General features: G+C 67.6%; 14 protein-coding genes. 7 read left to right on the forward strand and 7 right to left on the reverse strand.

The features are described from left to right. The first annotated feature begins 27 nt into the window (after window positions 1-27). On the forward strand, window positions 28-723 hold the full coding sequence (locus NUW50_RS15570) for a hypothetical protein (protein ID WP_258290053.1): 696 nt from the start codon (window positions 28-30) through the stop codon (window positions 721-723). A gap of 86 nt (window positions 724-809) precedes the next feature. Here the strand turns inward: NUW50_RS15570 and NUW50_RS15575 are convergent, their stop codons facing one another. After that, a complete protein-coding gene (locus NUW50_RS15575) occupies window positions 810-2,165 on the reverse strand; it encodes a sensor histidine kinase (RefSeq protein ID WP_258290054.1) in 1,356 nt (451 codons plus the stop codon). Further along, window positions 2,152-2,829, reverse strand: a complete 678-nt coding sequence (locus tag NUW50_RS15580) for a response regulator (RefSeq protein ID WP_258290055.1) — start codon at window positions 2,827-2,829, stop codon at window positions 2,152-2,154. Before NUW50_RS15580 ends, NUW50_RS15575 begins: the two co-directional genes overlap by 14 nt. A gap of 206 nt (window positions 2,830-3,035) precedes the next feature. On the opposite strand from NUW50_RS15580, the gene NUW50_RS15585 reads away from it, so the two are divergent. Further along, window positions 3,036-4,391: a phospholipase D-like domain-containing protein gene (locus tag NUW50_RS15585; protein ID WP_258290056.1), complete on the forward strand. Its 1,356-nt coding sequence runs from the start codon at window positions 3,036-3,038 to the stop codon at window positions 4,389-4,391. Between the two features lie 13 nt (window positions 4,392-4,404). On the opposite strand, the gene NUW50_RS15590 is transcribed toward NUW50_RS15585, so the two are convergent. Then, window positions 4,405-5,148: a hypothetical protein gene (locus tag NUW50_RS15590; RefSeq protein ID WP_258290057.1), complete on the reverse strand. Its 744-nt coding sequence runs from the start codon at window positions 5,146-5,148 to the stop codon at window positions 4,405-4,407. Window positions 5,149-5,404: 256 nt separating this feature from the next. Here NUW50_RS15590 and NUW50_RS15595 point away from each other — a divergent pair, with 256 nt between their 5' ends. From NUW50_RS15595 to NUW50_RS15615, 5 genes are all read left to right on the forward strand, one after another. Continuing rightward, entirely contained in the window at window positions 5,405-6,544 is a 1,140-nt protein-coding gene (locus tag NUW50_RS15595; RefSeq protein WP_258290058.1) for a DUF3734 domain-containing protein, read from the forward strand. Continuing rightward, window positions 6,541-7,284, forward strand: coding sequence for an acetoacetate decarboxylase (locus NUW50_RS15600; protein ID WP_258290059.1), 744 nt, complete (start codon window positions 6,541-6,543; stop codon window positions 7,282-7,284). Before NUW50_RS15595 ends, NUW50_RS15600 begins: the two co-directional genes overlap by 4 nt. Window positions 7,285-7,523: 239 nt before the next feature. Further along, window positions 7,524-7,703 carry a hypothetical protein gene (locus NUW50_RS15605; RefSeq protein ID WP_258290060.1) on the forward strand — a complete coding sequence of 60 codons (180 nt, stop codon included), beginning with the start codon at window positions 7,524-7,526 and terminating at the stop codon, window positions 7,701-7,703. A gap of 1 nt (window position 7,704) precedes the next feature. Further along, window positions 7,705-8,487, forward strand: a complete 783-nt coding sequence (locus NUW50_RS15610; RefSeq protein WP_258290061.1) for a 3-hydroxybutyrate dehydrogenase — start codon at window positions 7,705-7,707, stop codon at window positions 8,485-8,487. A gap of 69 nt (window positions 8,488-8,556) precedes the next feature. Beyond that, window positions 8,557-9,081, forward strand: a complete 525-nt coding sequence (locus NUW50_RS15615; RefSeq protein ID WP_258290062.1) for a DUF1269 domain-containing protein — start codon at window positions 8,557-8,559, stop codon at window positions 9,079-9,081. Window positions 9,082-9,158: 77 nt separating this feature from the next. Here NUW50_RS15615 and NUW50_RS15620 read toward each other — a convergent pair whose 3' ends face one another. The 4 genes from NUW50_RS15620 to NUW50_RS15635 form a co-directional block, all read right to left on the reverse strand. Further along, window positions 9,159-10,298 carry an alanine racemase gene (locus tag NUW50_RS15620; RefSeq protein ID WP_258290063.1) on the reverse strand — a complete coding sequence of 380 codons (1,140 nt, stop codon included), beginning with the start codon at window positions 10,296-10,298 and terminating at the stop codon, window positions 9,159-9,161. Window positions 10,299-10,337: 39 nt separating this feature from the next. Next, window positions 10,338-11,294 (reverse strand): ABC transporter ATP-binding protein, encoded by a 957-nt coding sequence (locus NUW50_RS15625; RefSeq protein ID WP_258290064.1) that lies wholly within the window; start codon window positions 11,292-11,294, stop codon window positions 10,338-10,340. Next, window positions 11,291-12,226 carry an ABC transporter ATP-binding protein gene (locus tag NUW50_RS15630; protein WP_258290065.1) on the reverse strand — a complete coding sequence of 312 codons (936 nt, stop codon included), beginning with the start codon at window positions 12,224-12,226 and terminating at the stop codon, window positions 11,291-11,293. Before NUW50_RS15630 ends, NUW50_RS15625 begins: the two co-directional genes overlap by 4 nt. A 325-nt stretch (window positions 12,227-12,551) precedes the next feature. Next, window positions 12,552-13,535, reverse strand: coding sequence for a LysR family transcriptional regulator (locus NUW50_RS15635; protein ID WP_258290066.1), 984 nt, complete (start codon window positions 13,533-13,535; stop codon window positions 12,552-12,554). Window positions 13,536-13,576: the final 41 nt, after the last annotated feature.

A 13,576-nucleotide genomic window follows, 5' to 3' on the forward strand; every position in this document is an offset into this window, starting at 1 on the left:
TGCGCTCCGTAGACAGGACATACGACCATGAAACTCATCTCACGCACCAGTTCCGCCGTTCTGGCCCTGGCCACCGTCACGGCGCTTTCGATGTCGAGCGCTTTCGCCGATACCGCAACCCTGACCCAGATGCAGGACCAGTTGCGCGGCGAATTGCAGAGCGTCGGCATCACCGATGTCGACTTCTCGACCCTGACCTTCGCCCAGGTCGCCGACCTGTCGGCCCTGTTCGACCAGAAGGACGCCAGCGCCCGTGCCGCCGCCGAGGCGATCCTACAGGCCCCGGCCCGGGCCGCGACCGGCAAGCTTTCGACCCGGAACTTCCCGCAGGCGCAGGAACTGGTCGCCATGGTGACCAATGATCTGCGCTCGGTCGGGATCGAGGGGCGGAACCTGGACAAGCTCTCGATCGGCGAATTGCAGGACCTGGCCGCGGTCTTTTCGAAGGACGAGCCCGGCAGCCCCGACCTTCAGGCCCGGGTCATGGCGGTTCTTGACGCGCATCAGCGCGACCGGGCGGTGATGCGGACGGTGGCCGATTTCCCGAAAGCGGCCGAGATGGCGCGGATCGTCAATGCCGATCTGGGCAGCCTCGGCATCAAGGTCGCGCATCCCGAGAAGCTGACCCTGGAGCAGCTGTCGCAGATCAGTGCCGCCTTCGACAGCACCGACAGCGCGGCCACCCGTGCGGCGGCGGTCAACAGGATCCTTGGCGTGAGCTGAGGTGCGACCGGCGCAGGCCCGCTGATCCGGGGAACGGTGCCGGTCGGGGCGGCGGGGCAGGCAGCCCCGCCGCCTTTTCCCTGGGGTCAGCGCGTCGGAAACCGGAGCGTCACCAGCAGCCCCGGCGCCGCATCACCCAGTTCCAGTGTCGCCCCATGCAGTTCGGCGATGGCATGCACCAGGCTCAGGCCAAGGCCCGAGCCGGTGGTGTTGCGGCTCTTGTCGAGCCGGTAGAAGCGTCGCACCACCTTGTCGCGCTCGGCGGCGGGAATCCCGGGACCGTTGTCGCGCACCTCGAGCCGGACCCCGGCGCGGTCGGCGGCGACGCGGCAGCGGATCGCGGTGCCCGCCGGGCAATGCCGGATCGCGTTCTCGATCAGGTTCACCGCCACCTGGGTCAGCAGTTCGCGCTCTCCGAAGACCATCGCCGGCGCCTCGGGCACCTCGCAGGTCAGGGTCATGCCGGCCTCTTCGGCGGCGGCTTCGTAGAACTCGGTCACACCGCAGAGCAGGGCCGCCAGATCGAGATCGGCGAACTGTTCCTTGCGCGCCCCGGCCTCGATCTGCGCGATCCGGAGGATGGCCGAAAACGTGTCGGCAATCTCGGTGCAGGAGGCCGCGGCGACCTGCAGATCCTCTTCCACATCCTGGCCCGCCGCCACCTTGTCGATCGCCGATTGCAGCCGCAGGTTCAGCCGGCTGAGCGGAGTGCGAAGGTCATGCGCGATATCGGCGGTGACCTGCTGCATGTTCTCGACCAGCGCCTCCAGCCGGGCCAGCGCGGCGTTGATCGAGACCGACAGCGCGTCGAGATCGTCCTCGGCGGGGGAGATCGGAATCCGGGCCGAGAGATCGCCGCGGCCGATGGCCTGCAAGGTGTCGTCGAAGACCTGCCGCCGCTGCCGCACCTGGCGGGCCACCAGGGCGCCGCCGGCCAGCCCGATGGTCAGCGAGGCGAGGATGCCCCAGAGGATGGCCTGCAGGACATGCGCGGCGGCGCGGGCATTCTCGGCGTCGAGCTGCGCCAGGGTCAGCCGCCCGCCCGGCACCTCGCGGCTGAGCACCCGGTAGGTCTCGTCCCCGGGCTTGCCCAGCTGTGCCGCGGTCAGGAACGACCAGCCGGGCGGGATATCGATTGCCGGCATGTTGCCGAGCGCCGGGCTACCGTCGTCCGGTTGCCAGAGCACCAGCGGGACGTCCTCGGACACCCGGAATCGGTAGACCGCGACCAGCTCGCGGATGCCGTCGCCATCGGGTTCACGCGCGGCGGCGGCCACAGTGTCGAAGACCGCCGCGACCCGGTCGTCGTAGAGCCCGCGCAGGTTCTTGGTCAGTTGCAGCCAGGCGACGCTTCCGGCGGCCCCCATCGACAGGGCAGTGATGCCGCCGATCGCCAGCGCGGCGCGAAACGGGCTGGAGCGCAGGACGCTATCGCGGCGCATGAATCGAATAGCCGCTGTTCTTGACGGTCTGCAGCAGCTGCACCTCGAAGGGCTTGTCGATCTTGGCGCGGAGGCGGCTGATATGGGTTTCGACCACGCTGGTCTTGGGGTCGAAATGGAAATCCCAGACCTGTTCCAGCAGCATCGTCCGGGTCACCACCCGGCCCTTGTTGCGCATCAGAACCTCGAGCAGGGCGAATTCCTTGGGCAGCAGGTCCAGCACCTTTCCGCCGCGGCGGCAGACCCGCTGGATCAGGTCGAGTTCCAGGTCGAGCACCTGGAGCTTGGTCACCTCGGTCGAGATCGCCGGGCGCCGCCCCAGGGCGTTGACCCGGGCCAGAAGCTCGGCGAAGGAGAAGGGCTTGACCAGATAGTCGTCGCCGCCGGCCTCCAGTCCCTCGACCCGGTCGTTGACCCCGCCGATGGCGGTCAGGAAAAGGACCGGAACCCGGTTGCCGGTGGCGCGCAGGGCCTTGACCAGCGACAGCCCGTCCAGCCCTGGCAGGTTCCGGTCGACCACGATCACGTCGTATTTTTCGCGCGTGGCCTGGAACAGCCCGTCCTGGCCGTCGTCGAGCGTGTCGCAGACATGGCCGCTTTCGGTGAGGCCCTGCGCCACATAGTCGGATGTCGATTTGTCGTCTTCGATCAGGAGAATTCGCATCACCGCCTGCCTTTCCGCGGGAACTCTACCGAATGGCCCGACCGCAGCCCAGAGCCGGCCGGTAACAAGTGCTGCCGCGGGGCGCGCGCGGGTCTGGTCATGGCGCGCCGGTGCTGGCATGTCTTGTGTCTGCAGAACCGGAAGCAGATCGGATCAATGGCAGGGGTTCGTTTCATCATCTTCGGGAATGCCGGGGGCAGGAGCAGATGAGTTGGGTTGCTGCGCATTTCGCGGTGGTCGGCGCGGCGGTGGTGTTCGTCTTCGCCACGTCGCTGGTCCTGCAGGAGCAGCGCGCACCGCAATCGACGCTGGCCTGGATGGCCTTTGTCATCCTGCTGCCCTATCTGGCGATTCCGGCCTTCGTGGCGCTCGGTGTCCGCAAGCGGCGGGTGGCGCTGAACCGGCCCATGCCGCCGGTCGGGCCGGGACCGGTCCATGATCTCGCCGCCCTGCTGGCCGGCTATGGCGTCGCCGCGCCGAGTTCCGGCAACCGCCTGTCCTTCGAGGCCGATGGCCAGGCCGCCTATGCCTCGGTGATGGATCTGGTCGAAGGGGCGCGGTCCAGCATTTCCGTCGCGATCTACATCCTCGGTGATGACGCGGTCGGCCGGGCCTTCTGTGCGGCGCTGACGGAACGGGCCCGTCAGGGGGTGAAGGTCCGGGTGATCCTCGATCTGGTCGGGGCCCTCGGCCCGCCGCGCAGGATGCTGAAGGAACTGCGCCGGGCGGGCGGTGAAATTCGCGTGTTCGCGCCGCTGCTGCACCGACCCTTCGAAGGCCGCCTGAACCTGCGCAACCACCGCAAGGTGGTGATCGTCGATGGCCGCACGGTATGGGCCGGGGGGCGCAACATCGCCGCCGAGTACATGGGACCGGAACCGGACCCCGATCGCTGGCAGGACATGTCCTTCCGCCTGACCGGGCCGGCGGTGGCGGATTTCGTGCGGCTGTTCGCCTCGGACTGGCAGGCGGCGGGCGGGACCGGGGCGCCGGAGCCTGCCGAGCCGACCACGGCCGAGGGTGGCTCGGACACCCCGATGTGGCTGCTGCCCTCGGGGCCGGATACCGCCCGCGACCCGCTGCATGACGCGCTGACCTATGCCTGCCACGCGGCGCAGCGGCGGATCTGGATCGTCAGCCCCTATTTCATTCCGACCGACAGCCTGATGCAGGCCCTGTCGATGTCGGCCCGGCGCGGCATAGATGTGCGGATCATCGTGCCCGGACGTTCGAACCAGCGCTTTGCCGACCTGGCCCGCGGCGCCTATCTGCGCAGTCTGGCCCGTGACGGATGCCGTTGCTTTCTGGTGGCCGGGTCGATGGTTCATGCCAAGGTGGTCCTGATCGACGACAGAGCCTTCGTCGGCTCGGCGAATTTCGATTCCCGGTCGCTGATGCTGAATTTCGAGCTGATGATCCTGTTTGGCGATCCGGACCGGTTGCAGGAACTGGAGGGCTGGGCCGACGGGCTGATACGCAACGCGCGCGAGGCGCCGCCGGTCAGCCGCGGAGCGTATCGGCTGCTCGAGGCGGTCGTGCGGCTGACCTCGCCGATGCTGTGACGGGCAGGGGCGGTCATCGGCGCGGCCCGGCGCGCAGCGCCTGGGCCCTGACCAGCAGCAGCGCCAGCCCGCCGAACAGCAGCGCCGTGGCGCCGGGTCCGAGCCCCAGTCCGCCATCCTCGGCAGCGTCCGCCACGACCCAGCCCAGGGCCGCCCCGGCGGGGCTGGCCAGTCCGAAGGCGATCCAGAAGATCGGTGCCGCCTCGAGTTGCAGCGCCCCATGGGCAAAGCCGAGCACCGCCAGCGCGAAGGCAAACAGCAGCAGCACATGCAGCGGCTCGAAGACTTCGGGGCGGCCGAGACCGGGATCGACCAGCCCGCCGACCGCCAGCAGCCAGAAGGCCGCCAGCCAGTTGAAGCCGCTGGCCTCGCCCCCGGTGCGTCCAGCCTGTCGGATCAGAAGAACAGAGCCGATCAGGGCAAAGCTCAGCCAGGCGGCAGCACCGGCGCCGCGGATGGCCGGGAGGGCCGCAAGGTCCGCCAGCGTGGCAGCCAGCGCCAGCAAGGCGAGTGTCAGCCAGAAGGCCGTCGGGCCGGGCCTGCGCCGCAACCAGGCGGCCAGCCCGAGGCCGCATGTCGCCGCAAGCCAGGGCGCCCAGACTCCGGCCGGGAGGGCGGCCTGAACCCGCAGGGCCAGGTCCTCGACCACCGGGACAAGAAGCAACCGGATCGCCCAGAACCCGGCGCCGAATCTGGCCCCGGGTGCCCGGGCAACCGTCCGGGCCGGGTCCGGCGCTGATCTGCTCGGGTCCTGCATGATGGCTCTGGCACCCCCTCGGGTTTGGCCCCGGTTGCGGGGCCGGTGAGCGGGCCGCGCGGCCGGTGCCGGCGGCTCCGCTCATCTCTCTAGCCCGGCCGGTTCTTCGGGGGCCTGAAGGGTGACTTACAATTCTGTAATCGGCCCGGCGAACGGCTGACAGAATTGTAAGCCCGCCGTGCCGTCGCTGTAACGCGGCGGGTCCAGACCGGGACCAATCCGAATTGGACCCGAGTCGATCAGGAAGGGGTCTCATATGTCCCGAAATCACGAAACCAATGTTCTGGTGCTGCAGGGGGGCGGTGCCCTCGGCGCCTATCAGGCCGGAGCCTACGAGGAACTCTCCTTGGCGGGCTATGAACCGGAATGGCTGGCCGGAATATCCATCGGCGCGATCAACGCGGCGATCATCGCCGGCAATGAACCGAAGGCGCGGGTGAAGCGGCTGCGCGCGCTCTGGGAAACGCTCAGCCAGCAGCTCGTCGGCCGGCCACTGCTGCCCGGCGAGATGGCGCGGCGGTTCTTCAACGAGGCCTCGGCCGCCGTGGTCATGTCGGTCGGTGTGCCGGGCTTCTTCCGGCCGCGAACGATCCCGCCAACTCTGCTGCCAAAGGGCCATGCCGGCGCGACCAGCTATTACGATACCACGCCGCTCGAGAAGACACTGAATGAACTGGTCGATTTCGACTACCTCGCCGAGCGGGGGCCAAGGCTTAGCGTCGGTGCCGTCGATGTGGAGACCGGCAATTTCGGCTATTTCGACAACAGCAGGACGCGGATCGGACCCGAGCACATCATGGCCTCGGGCGCGCTGCCGCCGGGCTTTCCGGCGGTGCGGGTCGGGGAGAAATCCTATTGGGATGGCGGCCTGGTCTCGAACACGCCGCTGCAATATGTGCTCGACACCGCCCGCGGCGGGGCGCTGTGCATCTTCCAGGTTGACCTGTTCAGCGCGCGCGGCGCGGTGCCCGGCTGCATTCAGGAGGTCGCTCAGCGCGAGAAGGACATCCGCTTCTCCAGCCGGACCCGCCTGACCACCGACCGCTATCAGGAACTGAGCGACCTGCGCGCCGCGGCGCTGCGGCTTCGCGACAGGCTACCCGAGTCCCTGAAATCCGACCCCGATCTGCAACGGCTTTGCCAGGTCGGTGCCGGTTGCCCGGTGACGCTGGTGCATCTGATCCACCGCAAGGAAGGCTTCGAGGCCGAGTCGAAGGACTACGAATTCTCGCGGCTCTCGATGGTCGAGCACTGGTCCAGCGGCCGGGCCGACGTGAGCCACGCCCTGTCGGCGCCGGGCTGGAAGAACCGGCAGCGCGGCCAGGCCGAGATGCAGATTTTCGACCGCGGCGAACGCCGTATCAGACCGCACAATCAAGAGGAGTCGGTAAAATGAACGAGTCAGAGGTCCGGGACCGCGCCTTCGCGATGCCGCTCGGAAACCCGGCCTATCCGCGCGGGCCGTATCGGTTCGTGAACCGGGAATACATGGTGATCACCTATCGCACCGACCCCGAGGCCTTGCGCGCGGTGGTTCCAGCGCCGCTCGAGGTGGTGGGCGACGAGGTGAAGTTCGAGTTCATCCGGATGCCGGATTCGACCGGCTTCGGTGACTATACGGAATCCGGCCAGGTCATCCCGGTGACATTCAGGGGCGAGGCCGGAAGCTACACCCACGCGATGTATCTCAACGACGAGGCGCCGATCGCCGGGGGGCGGGAAATCTGGGGCTTCCCGAAGAAGCTCGCCGATCCGGCGATCCGGGTCGAGAAGGACACGCTGCTGGGCACGCTGGACGTCGGTTCGGTCCGGATCGCGACCGGCACCATGGGTTACAAGCATCGCGAACTCGACCACCGCACCGCGCTGCACAGCCTGCAGGCGCCCGGCTATCTGCTGAAGATCATCCCGGATGTCGATTGCTCCCCGCGGATTTGCGAACTGGTCCGGTTCCAGCTGACCGATCTGACGGTGAAGGGCGCCTGGTCGGGGCCGGCCGGGCTGGAACTGCAGTCCCATGCGCTGGCTCCGGTTGCCGGTCTGCCGGTCCAAGAGGTGGTCTCGGCGGTGCATATCCTGACCGATCTGACCCTGGGGCTGGGCACCGTGGTGCACGACTATCTGGCGCCGGGCTGAGACCGGGCGGTGTGGATCTTGCGAAACTGTAAGACCGCTGCAGAGCCACCGTAACGCCGGAGTCCTAGATCCGTTTCGACAGCTTTCATGGCAGGCAGAGATGACAGCGACAGAGACATCCGTTCCGACCCACAGCCAGGGCACTTGGCTGTTTCATGGCGCGCCCGGGGTCGCGGTGCCGGGCCGGCGGGGCTCCAGCCTGCTGATGGGAGGCCGCAGTCGGCAGCCTGGCGCTCGCGATGCGCGAATGTTCCGGCCCGGCGGGGGCGGCAAAGGCGCTGCCTCACCTGCTGGCCAATCTGGTCCGGGCCTGCCGGATCGGTCACGTCCTGCCGCCCGTCGCGCATCACCATTTCCGGCACCTGAACATCCGCGAGATGTGGAGCTTCGGGCGCGGAACAATCGAGAAAGGAAACTGACATGAGCCTGCAAGACAAGGTTTGCATCATTACCGGCGCCGCCAGCGGGATCGGGCGCGGCATCGCCGAACGCTTCGTGGCCGACGGTGCCAAGGTCGCCATCGCCGATCTCGACCTCGATGTTGCCACGGCGACCGCCGAGGAGCTGACCCGGCGCGGCCCCGGCAAGGCGATCGGGGTGAAGATGAACGTGACCGACGAGGATCAGGTCAACGCCGGCGTCGCCGAAGTGGTCAAGACCTGGGGCGGGGTGGACGTGCTGGTCTCGAACGCCGGGATCCAGATCGTCCACCGGCTGGAGGACTTCCCCTTCGCCGAATGGAAGAAGCTGCTGTCGATCCATCTCGATGGCGGGTTCCTGACCTCGAAGGCGTGCCTGCCGCATATGTATGCCAAGGGCTCGGGCTCGATCATCTTCATGGGCTCGGTGCATTCGAAAGAGGCTTCGCCGCTCAAATCGGCCTATGTGACGGCCAAACACGGGTTGCTGGGCCTGGCGCGGGTGATCGCCAAGGAAGGCGCCGCGCATGGTGTGCGCGCCAATGTCATCTGTCCCGGTTTCGTCAAGACGCCGCTGGTCGAAAAGCAGATCCCCGAACAGGCGCAGACCCTGGGCATCCCGGAAAAGGACGTGATCGAGAAGGTCATGCTGGGCGAGACGGTGGACAAGGAATTCACCACCATCGCCGATGTCGCCGAAGTGGCGCATCTGTTCGCCGCCTTCCCCAGCAACGCCCTGACCGGTCAGTCGCTGGTGGTCAGTCACGGTTGGTACATGAACTGACAGCCGGCGCTCCACGCAGCACCCGGTGAACTTTAACTTCGCCGGACAAGAGTAGGAAAGGAAAAGAAAATGTCAGAACTCATCGTGATCGGCTACGGAACTCCGGAAAAGGCCGAGGAAGCCCGGGCCGAACTGTTCGGAATGTCGCGCGAATATCTTGTCGATGTCGCGGATGCGGTGGTGGCGACCGCCGACGAGAAGGGGCGGGTGAAGCTGAACCAGATGGTCAATCTCTGGACCGTGGGCGGCACCGGCGGCGCCTTCTGGGGGCTGCTGGCGGGAATGCTGTTCTTTCATCCCCTGGTCGGTCTTGCCGTCGGCGCCGGGGCGGGGGCTCTGGCCGGCGCGATGAGCGACTACGGGCTGAACGACGACTTCATGAAGCAGGTGGCCGAGGTTCTGGCCCCCGGGCAGGCGGCGCTGTTCATCATGACACGCGAGACGACGACCGAGCGGGTCATCGAGCAGCTGGGCCGCAAGGGCGGGCATATCATCCGCACCAATCTGGATCACAGCCAGGAAGACCGGCTGAAACGCGCCTTCAACGCGGCCCATGCCGAAGAGCTGAAAGCGCAGAACGCCGAGGCGGCCTGACCCGGAGTCCCCGCGATGCCCTGGCGCCCTCCGCTGCGAAGCGGGGAGCGTCGTCGCGTGACGGGAGGGGGCCGGCGCTACCAGCCGCGCATGATCGGCCAGTACTCTGCAATCCGGTCCGTCCCCGGTTCCAGCACCGCGAAATTCGGGTGCATGGCCACCGTGGCGCAGGCATGGATCGGCAGGATGCGGACCCGCGCGCCGAGTTCCAGGGCGGGCAGGGTCGCCGGGCTGCCCGGGCGCAGGGTCAGGATGCCGTGCTCCTGATTGGTCGAGCGGACGATCAGATCCGGGTAGGGCCGCCCGTCGAGATCGCAGACCAGCCCGAAGCCGTTGTGCACCGGATGGCTCGCGGTGCCGTCGTCGCGCGACAGGGCCATGTAGCCGGCATCGGTCACGATCCAGTCTCGGTCCGGCTGGTGGCCGATGACGGTGGCGATCACCGAGGCGGCGATGTCCTCGATGTCGCAGATGCCCAGCCCGACCATCATCAGGTCGAACAGCGTGAACACCCCGGCGCGAACTTCTGTCACCCCGCTCAGGTCGGTGGCGGTGTGGGCGGTGGGCGATGAGCCCACACTGACCACGGGGCAGGGCAGCCCGGCAGTGCGCAGGTGCTCGGCGGCCGTGACCGCCGAACGCCGCTCGGTCTCGGCCATGGCCCGATGCGCCTCGGGGGTGAAACAGGCATAGGAGGCGCCGGCATGGGTCAGCACGCCGCGCAACTCGGCGCCATCGCGGTGCAGGATGCCGCCGATCTCGGTCAGCAGCGGATTGTCGGCCCGGATGCCGGCCCGGGCGCCATCACTGTCGATCTCGATCAGCGCCGGGATCTCCAGCCCGGCCCGCCGCGAGGCCCCGGCCACCGCCTGCGCCTGGGCAAGGCTGTCGAGGATCACCGCGATATCGACCCCGGCGCGGCGCAGCGCGATCACCCGGTCGAGTTTCCCCGGCGCGATGCCGACCGTGTAGATCATGTCGCGCAGGCCGGCGCCGGCGAAGGCTTCGGCCTCCTGCAGGGTCGAGACGGTGGCGGGCCCCTCGGGCGCGGCCAGGATGTGGCGGGCGGCCTCGATGCATTTCACCGTTTTCAGATGCGGGCGCAGCGGCACGCCCAGCCCGTCCAGCCGGGCGCGCAGTGCCGCGACATTGGCCTTCATCTGGACAAGGTCCAGCGCCAGAAAGGGTGTCTGCCGGCTGGTGAGTGTCTCGGTCATCGCGAGTGCCTTCCTGGGTTGCCGCGCGACGCGGGCGGGTTAGCCTTCGGCGCTTTCGCGCACGAAATGGCTGTCCGATATCTGTCGCATCGGAAGATGGACCGGCACATAATCGGCAGGCCGAACCGCGCTCGGGATCTCGTCCGCCATCAGCGGGCGCGAATCGGGGCGTCTCGTCGGGTCGGCGATCGGCACCGTCGAAAGCAGTTTTCTTGTGTAGGGATGCTGCGGGTTGTTGAAGACCTCGCGCCGGGTGCCGATCTCGACGATCTCGCCCAGATACATGACCGCGACACGGTGGGCCATCCTCTCGACCACCGCCATGTCATGGCTGATGAACAGGATCGCGATGCCCATCTCGGCCTGGAGGTCCATCAGCAGGTTGATGACCTGGGCCTGGATCGTCACGTCCAGCGAGGCAACGGCCTCATCCGCGATCAGCAGTTTCGGCTCCAGCGCCAGTGCCCGGGCGATGCATATCCGCTGCCGCTGGCCGCCCGAGAAGGCGTGCGGATAGCGGTCGAGATGTTCGGGGGGCAGTTCGACCCGGGCCAGCAGTTCGGCGGCGCGTTCGCGCAGGTCGCGGCCGCGGCCCAGTCGATGGACCCGCATCGGATCGATCAGGGTCTGGGCGATGGTCATGCGCGGGTTCAGCGACGAGAACGGGTCCTGGAAGACCATCTGCGCCTCGCGCCGGAACTGCACCACCGCCTGCCGTCCGGCGCCGACCAGTTCGCCACCGCGATAACGGATCGAGCCCGAGGTCGGCCGGTCCAGCTGCATGATGGTCCGCGCCACGGTGGATTTGCCGCAACCGGATTCCCCGACCAGCGCCAGCGTCTCGCCGGGGAATATCTGCAGCGAGACCTTCTCGACCGCATGGACCCGGCCCGCGACCTTGCCGAACAGGCCGGCGCGCAGGTCGAAGCGGGTGACCAGGTCGCGCAGTTCGAGCAGCGGTGCGACGGGGGCCTCGCTGGCGGCGAGGGCGCTCATCGGATCGCCTCGGCGTCGGAGCCGTCGGGCTGGAAGGCGACCAGCGGGAATTTCTCGGGACCGTCCTTGTCGGCCATGCTGCCCAGCCGGGGCACGGCGGCAATCAGCGATTGCGTGTAGCGGTGCTGCGGGCTGGCGAAGACCTCGTAGACCGAGCCGCTTTCCACCACCTTGCCTTTCAGCATGACGCAGACCCGGTCGGCGATCTCGGCGACCACGCCCATGTCATGGGTGATGAACAGGACCGACATCCCGATTTCGGCCTGCAGGGCCCGGACCAGATCGAGGATCTGCGCCTGGATCGTCACGTCCAGCGCCGTGGTCGGCTCGTCGAGGATCATCAGGGACGGGCGGCAGGCCAGCGCCATGGCGATCATCACCCGTTGCCGCATGCCGCCGGAAAGCTGGTGCGGATACTGCATCAGCCGGCGTTCGGCATCCGGAACCCGGACCAGCTTGAGCACGTTGAGCGCGATGGCCAGCGCTTCCTCTTCGGTCTTGTTCTGGTGGCGGATGACGCCCTCGGCGATCTGTTCGCCGATCCGGAACACCGGATTGAGGCTGGACATCGGGTCCTGGAACACGATCGAGAAATCCGAGCCGCGCATCGCCTCGACCTCGGGCTCGGGCAGTCTGGTCAGATCGACGGTGCGGCCGTCCTTGCTGCGCATCCAGACCGCGCCCCCGTCGATCCTGGCGCCGTCGTATTCGGTCAGCCGCATCACCGTCATCGCCGTCACCGACTTGCCCGAACCGGATTCGCCGACTAGGGCCAGGGTCTCGCCCTTTCGGATGTCGAAGCTGACGCCCCGCACGGCCTGAAGGCTGGTGGTGCGGGTCAGCGGAAAGCTGACGCGCAGGTCGCGGACCGCCAGCACGATGTCATCGGCAAGCTCGGGGCGGGTCTTGGTCTGGCTCTGGCTGTCAGGCACGATCCGGTGTCCTTTGCGTCGGGTGCCGGTTCGGCCCCTGTTGGCGCCATGGGGCGGTCTGGGTCCGCACCTGTCAAGTCGGCCCGCGGCCGGAAATCCGGGCCGCCGGGTCGGGCGGGCACGACTTATCGGGCCGGCAGCGGGAGGCAGGGAAAGGCGAGGCTCCGGCCCCTGCGGGCTGTCAGAAAGGGCAAATCCGGGTTCCGGGCCGGCCCGGGACCGGAAAACGGCACCTCGAACGGCTGCCGTTATGCATAGTTTGCATAGCGATTGAAAAATGCGCGGTTCTGGCCCCGGAATGCCGCCTGCGGGGGCGAAACCGGACTCAGCGGCTTCCGGCGACCGAGGGCAGGGCGGGTCGGGGCAGGGGCGAACTCGAATCGGTCACCGGCGGCGGCCCGGCATTGGCATCGGCCAGTCTGGCCCAGACCTCCTCGCCCTCGCGGCCCCGATATCCGGAGCGGCGAAACAGCCGGATCTCGATGTCCAGCGCCATCGCCGGGTCACCGATCTGCACCAGCGCGCCGCGCTCCAGCTCTCCCTGGACACAGATCCTGGGCACCCAGGCGATGCCATGCCCGGCGACCGCCATCTGTTTCAACCCCTCGGCCATCGAGGATTGATAGACCGTGGTCAGGTTCAGCGGCTTCTTTCGGCGCGACAGGATCAGCCCGATCAACTTGCCCAGATAGCCGTCGTTCCATGTGTAGGCGAGATAGGGAATCGGCGTGTCCGAGTCGGGACGATCCATCGGATACAGGGGCTGCCCGGCGGCGTCGGTGCCGCTTACGGGAATCAATCGGTCGGTTCCGACCTTTTGCGATTCGAATGGCCCGGCTTCCAGCACCGGCAGCCCCTGGGGATGATCGTAGACGAGGGCAAAATCGGATTTCCCGAGCGAGAGCTGTTCGATGCACTCCAGAAAGTCGCCGGCGTGCATGCTGCTGCGCTGCGCCTGGGCCGGGGTTCCGAGACTGCCGAACCATTCGGGAAAGAAGTAGATCGCCAGCGTATGCAGGGCGGCGAAATTCAGCGGTGCCTGGGTCGTTCCGCCGAGGTTCCGGCAGTCGGTTCGCAGGCGGTAGATGTCGCGCGCCAGCTCCTGGGCCCGGGGCAGAAACATCTCTCCGGCAGCGGTGAGACGCACAGGATAGGTGCTGCGGTCGATCAGGTCGGCGCCGACCCATGTCTCGAGAGACTTGATCCGGCGGCTGAAGGCAGATTGCGAAATATTCCGCGCCGCCGCCGCGGTCGAGAAATTCCGGGCCGCCACGATCTCCAGAAAGTCTTCGAGCCAGACCAGTTCCATTATCCCGCCTGATGCAAAATCTGCATAGTTCATCCTATATA

The organism is Frigidibacter sp. ROC022 (assembly GCF_024723735.1).
In the GTDB taxonomy this organism is placed as follows: Bacteria; Pseudomonadota; Alphaproteobacteria; order Rhodobacterales; family Rhodobacteraceae; genus SLM-1.

Bases quoted from the DNA above. Each gene is read 5' to 3' on its own strand.
- NUW50_RS15570 (WP_258290053.1), top strand. From the start codon at position 28: ATGAAACTCATCTCACGCACCAGTTCCGCCGTTCTGGCCCTGGCCACC.
- NUW50_RS15575 (WP_258290054.1), bottom strand. From the start codon at position 2,165: ATGCGCCGCGATAGCGTCCTGCGCTCCAGCCCGTTTCGCGCCGCGCTG.
- NUW50_RS15580 (WP_258290055.1), bottom strand. From the start codon at position 2,829: ATGCGAATTCTCCTGATCGAAGACGACAAATCGACATCCGACTATGTG.
- NUW50_RS15585 (WP_258290056.1), top strand. From the start codon at position 3,036: ATGAGTTGGGTTGCTGCGCATTTCGCGGTGGTCGGCGCGGCGGTGGTG.
- NUW50_RS15590 (WP_258290057.1), bottom strand. From the start codon at position 5,148: ATGCAGGACCCGAGCAGATCAGCGCCGGACCCGGCCCGGACGGTTGCC.
- NUW50_RS15595 (WP_258290058.1), top strand. From the start codon at position 5,405: ATGTCCCGAAATCACGAAACCAATGTTCTGGTGCTGCAGGGGGGCGGT.
- NUW50_RS15600 (WP_258290059.1), top strand. From the start codon at position 6,541: ATGAACGAGTCAGAGGTCCGGGACCGCGCCTTCGCGATGCCGCTCGGA.
- NUW50_RS15605 (WP_258290060.1), top strand. From the start codon at position 7,524: ATGCGCGAATGTTCCGGCCCGGCGGGGGCGGCAAAGGCGCTGCCTCAC.
- NUW50_RS15610 (WP_258290061.1), top strand. From the start codon at position 7,705: ATGAGCCTGCAAGACAAGGTTTGCATCATTACCGGCGCCGCCAGCGGG.
- NUW50_RS15615 (WP_258290062.1), top strand. From the start codon at position 8,557: ATGTCAGAACTCATCGTGATCGGCTACGGAACTCCGGAAAAGGCCGAG.
- NUW50_RS15620 (WP_258290063.1), bottom strand. From the start codon at position 10,298: ATGACCGAGACACTCACCAGCCGGCAGACACCCTTTCTGGCGCTGGAC.
- NUW50_RS15625 (WP_258290064.1), bottom strand. From the start codon at position 11,294: ATGAGCGCCCTCGCCGCCAGCGAGGCCCCCGTCGCACCGCTGCTCGAA.
- NUW50_RS15635 (WP_258290066.1), bottom strand. From the start codon at position 13,535: ATGGAACTGGTCTGGCTCGAAGACTTTCTGGAGATCGTGGCGGCCCGG.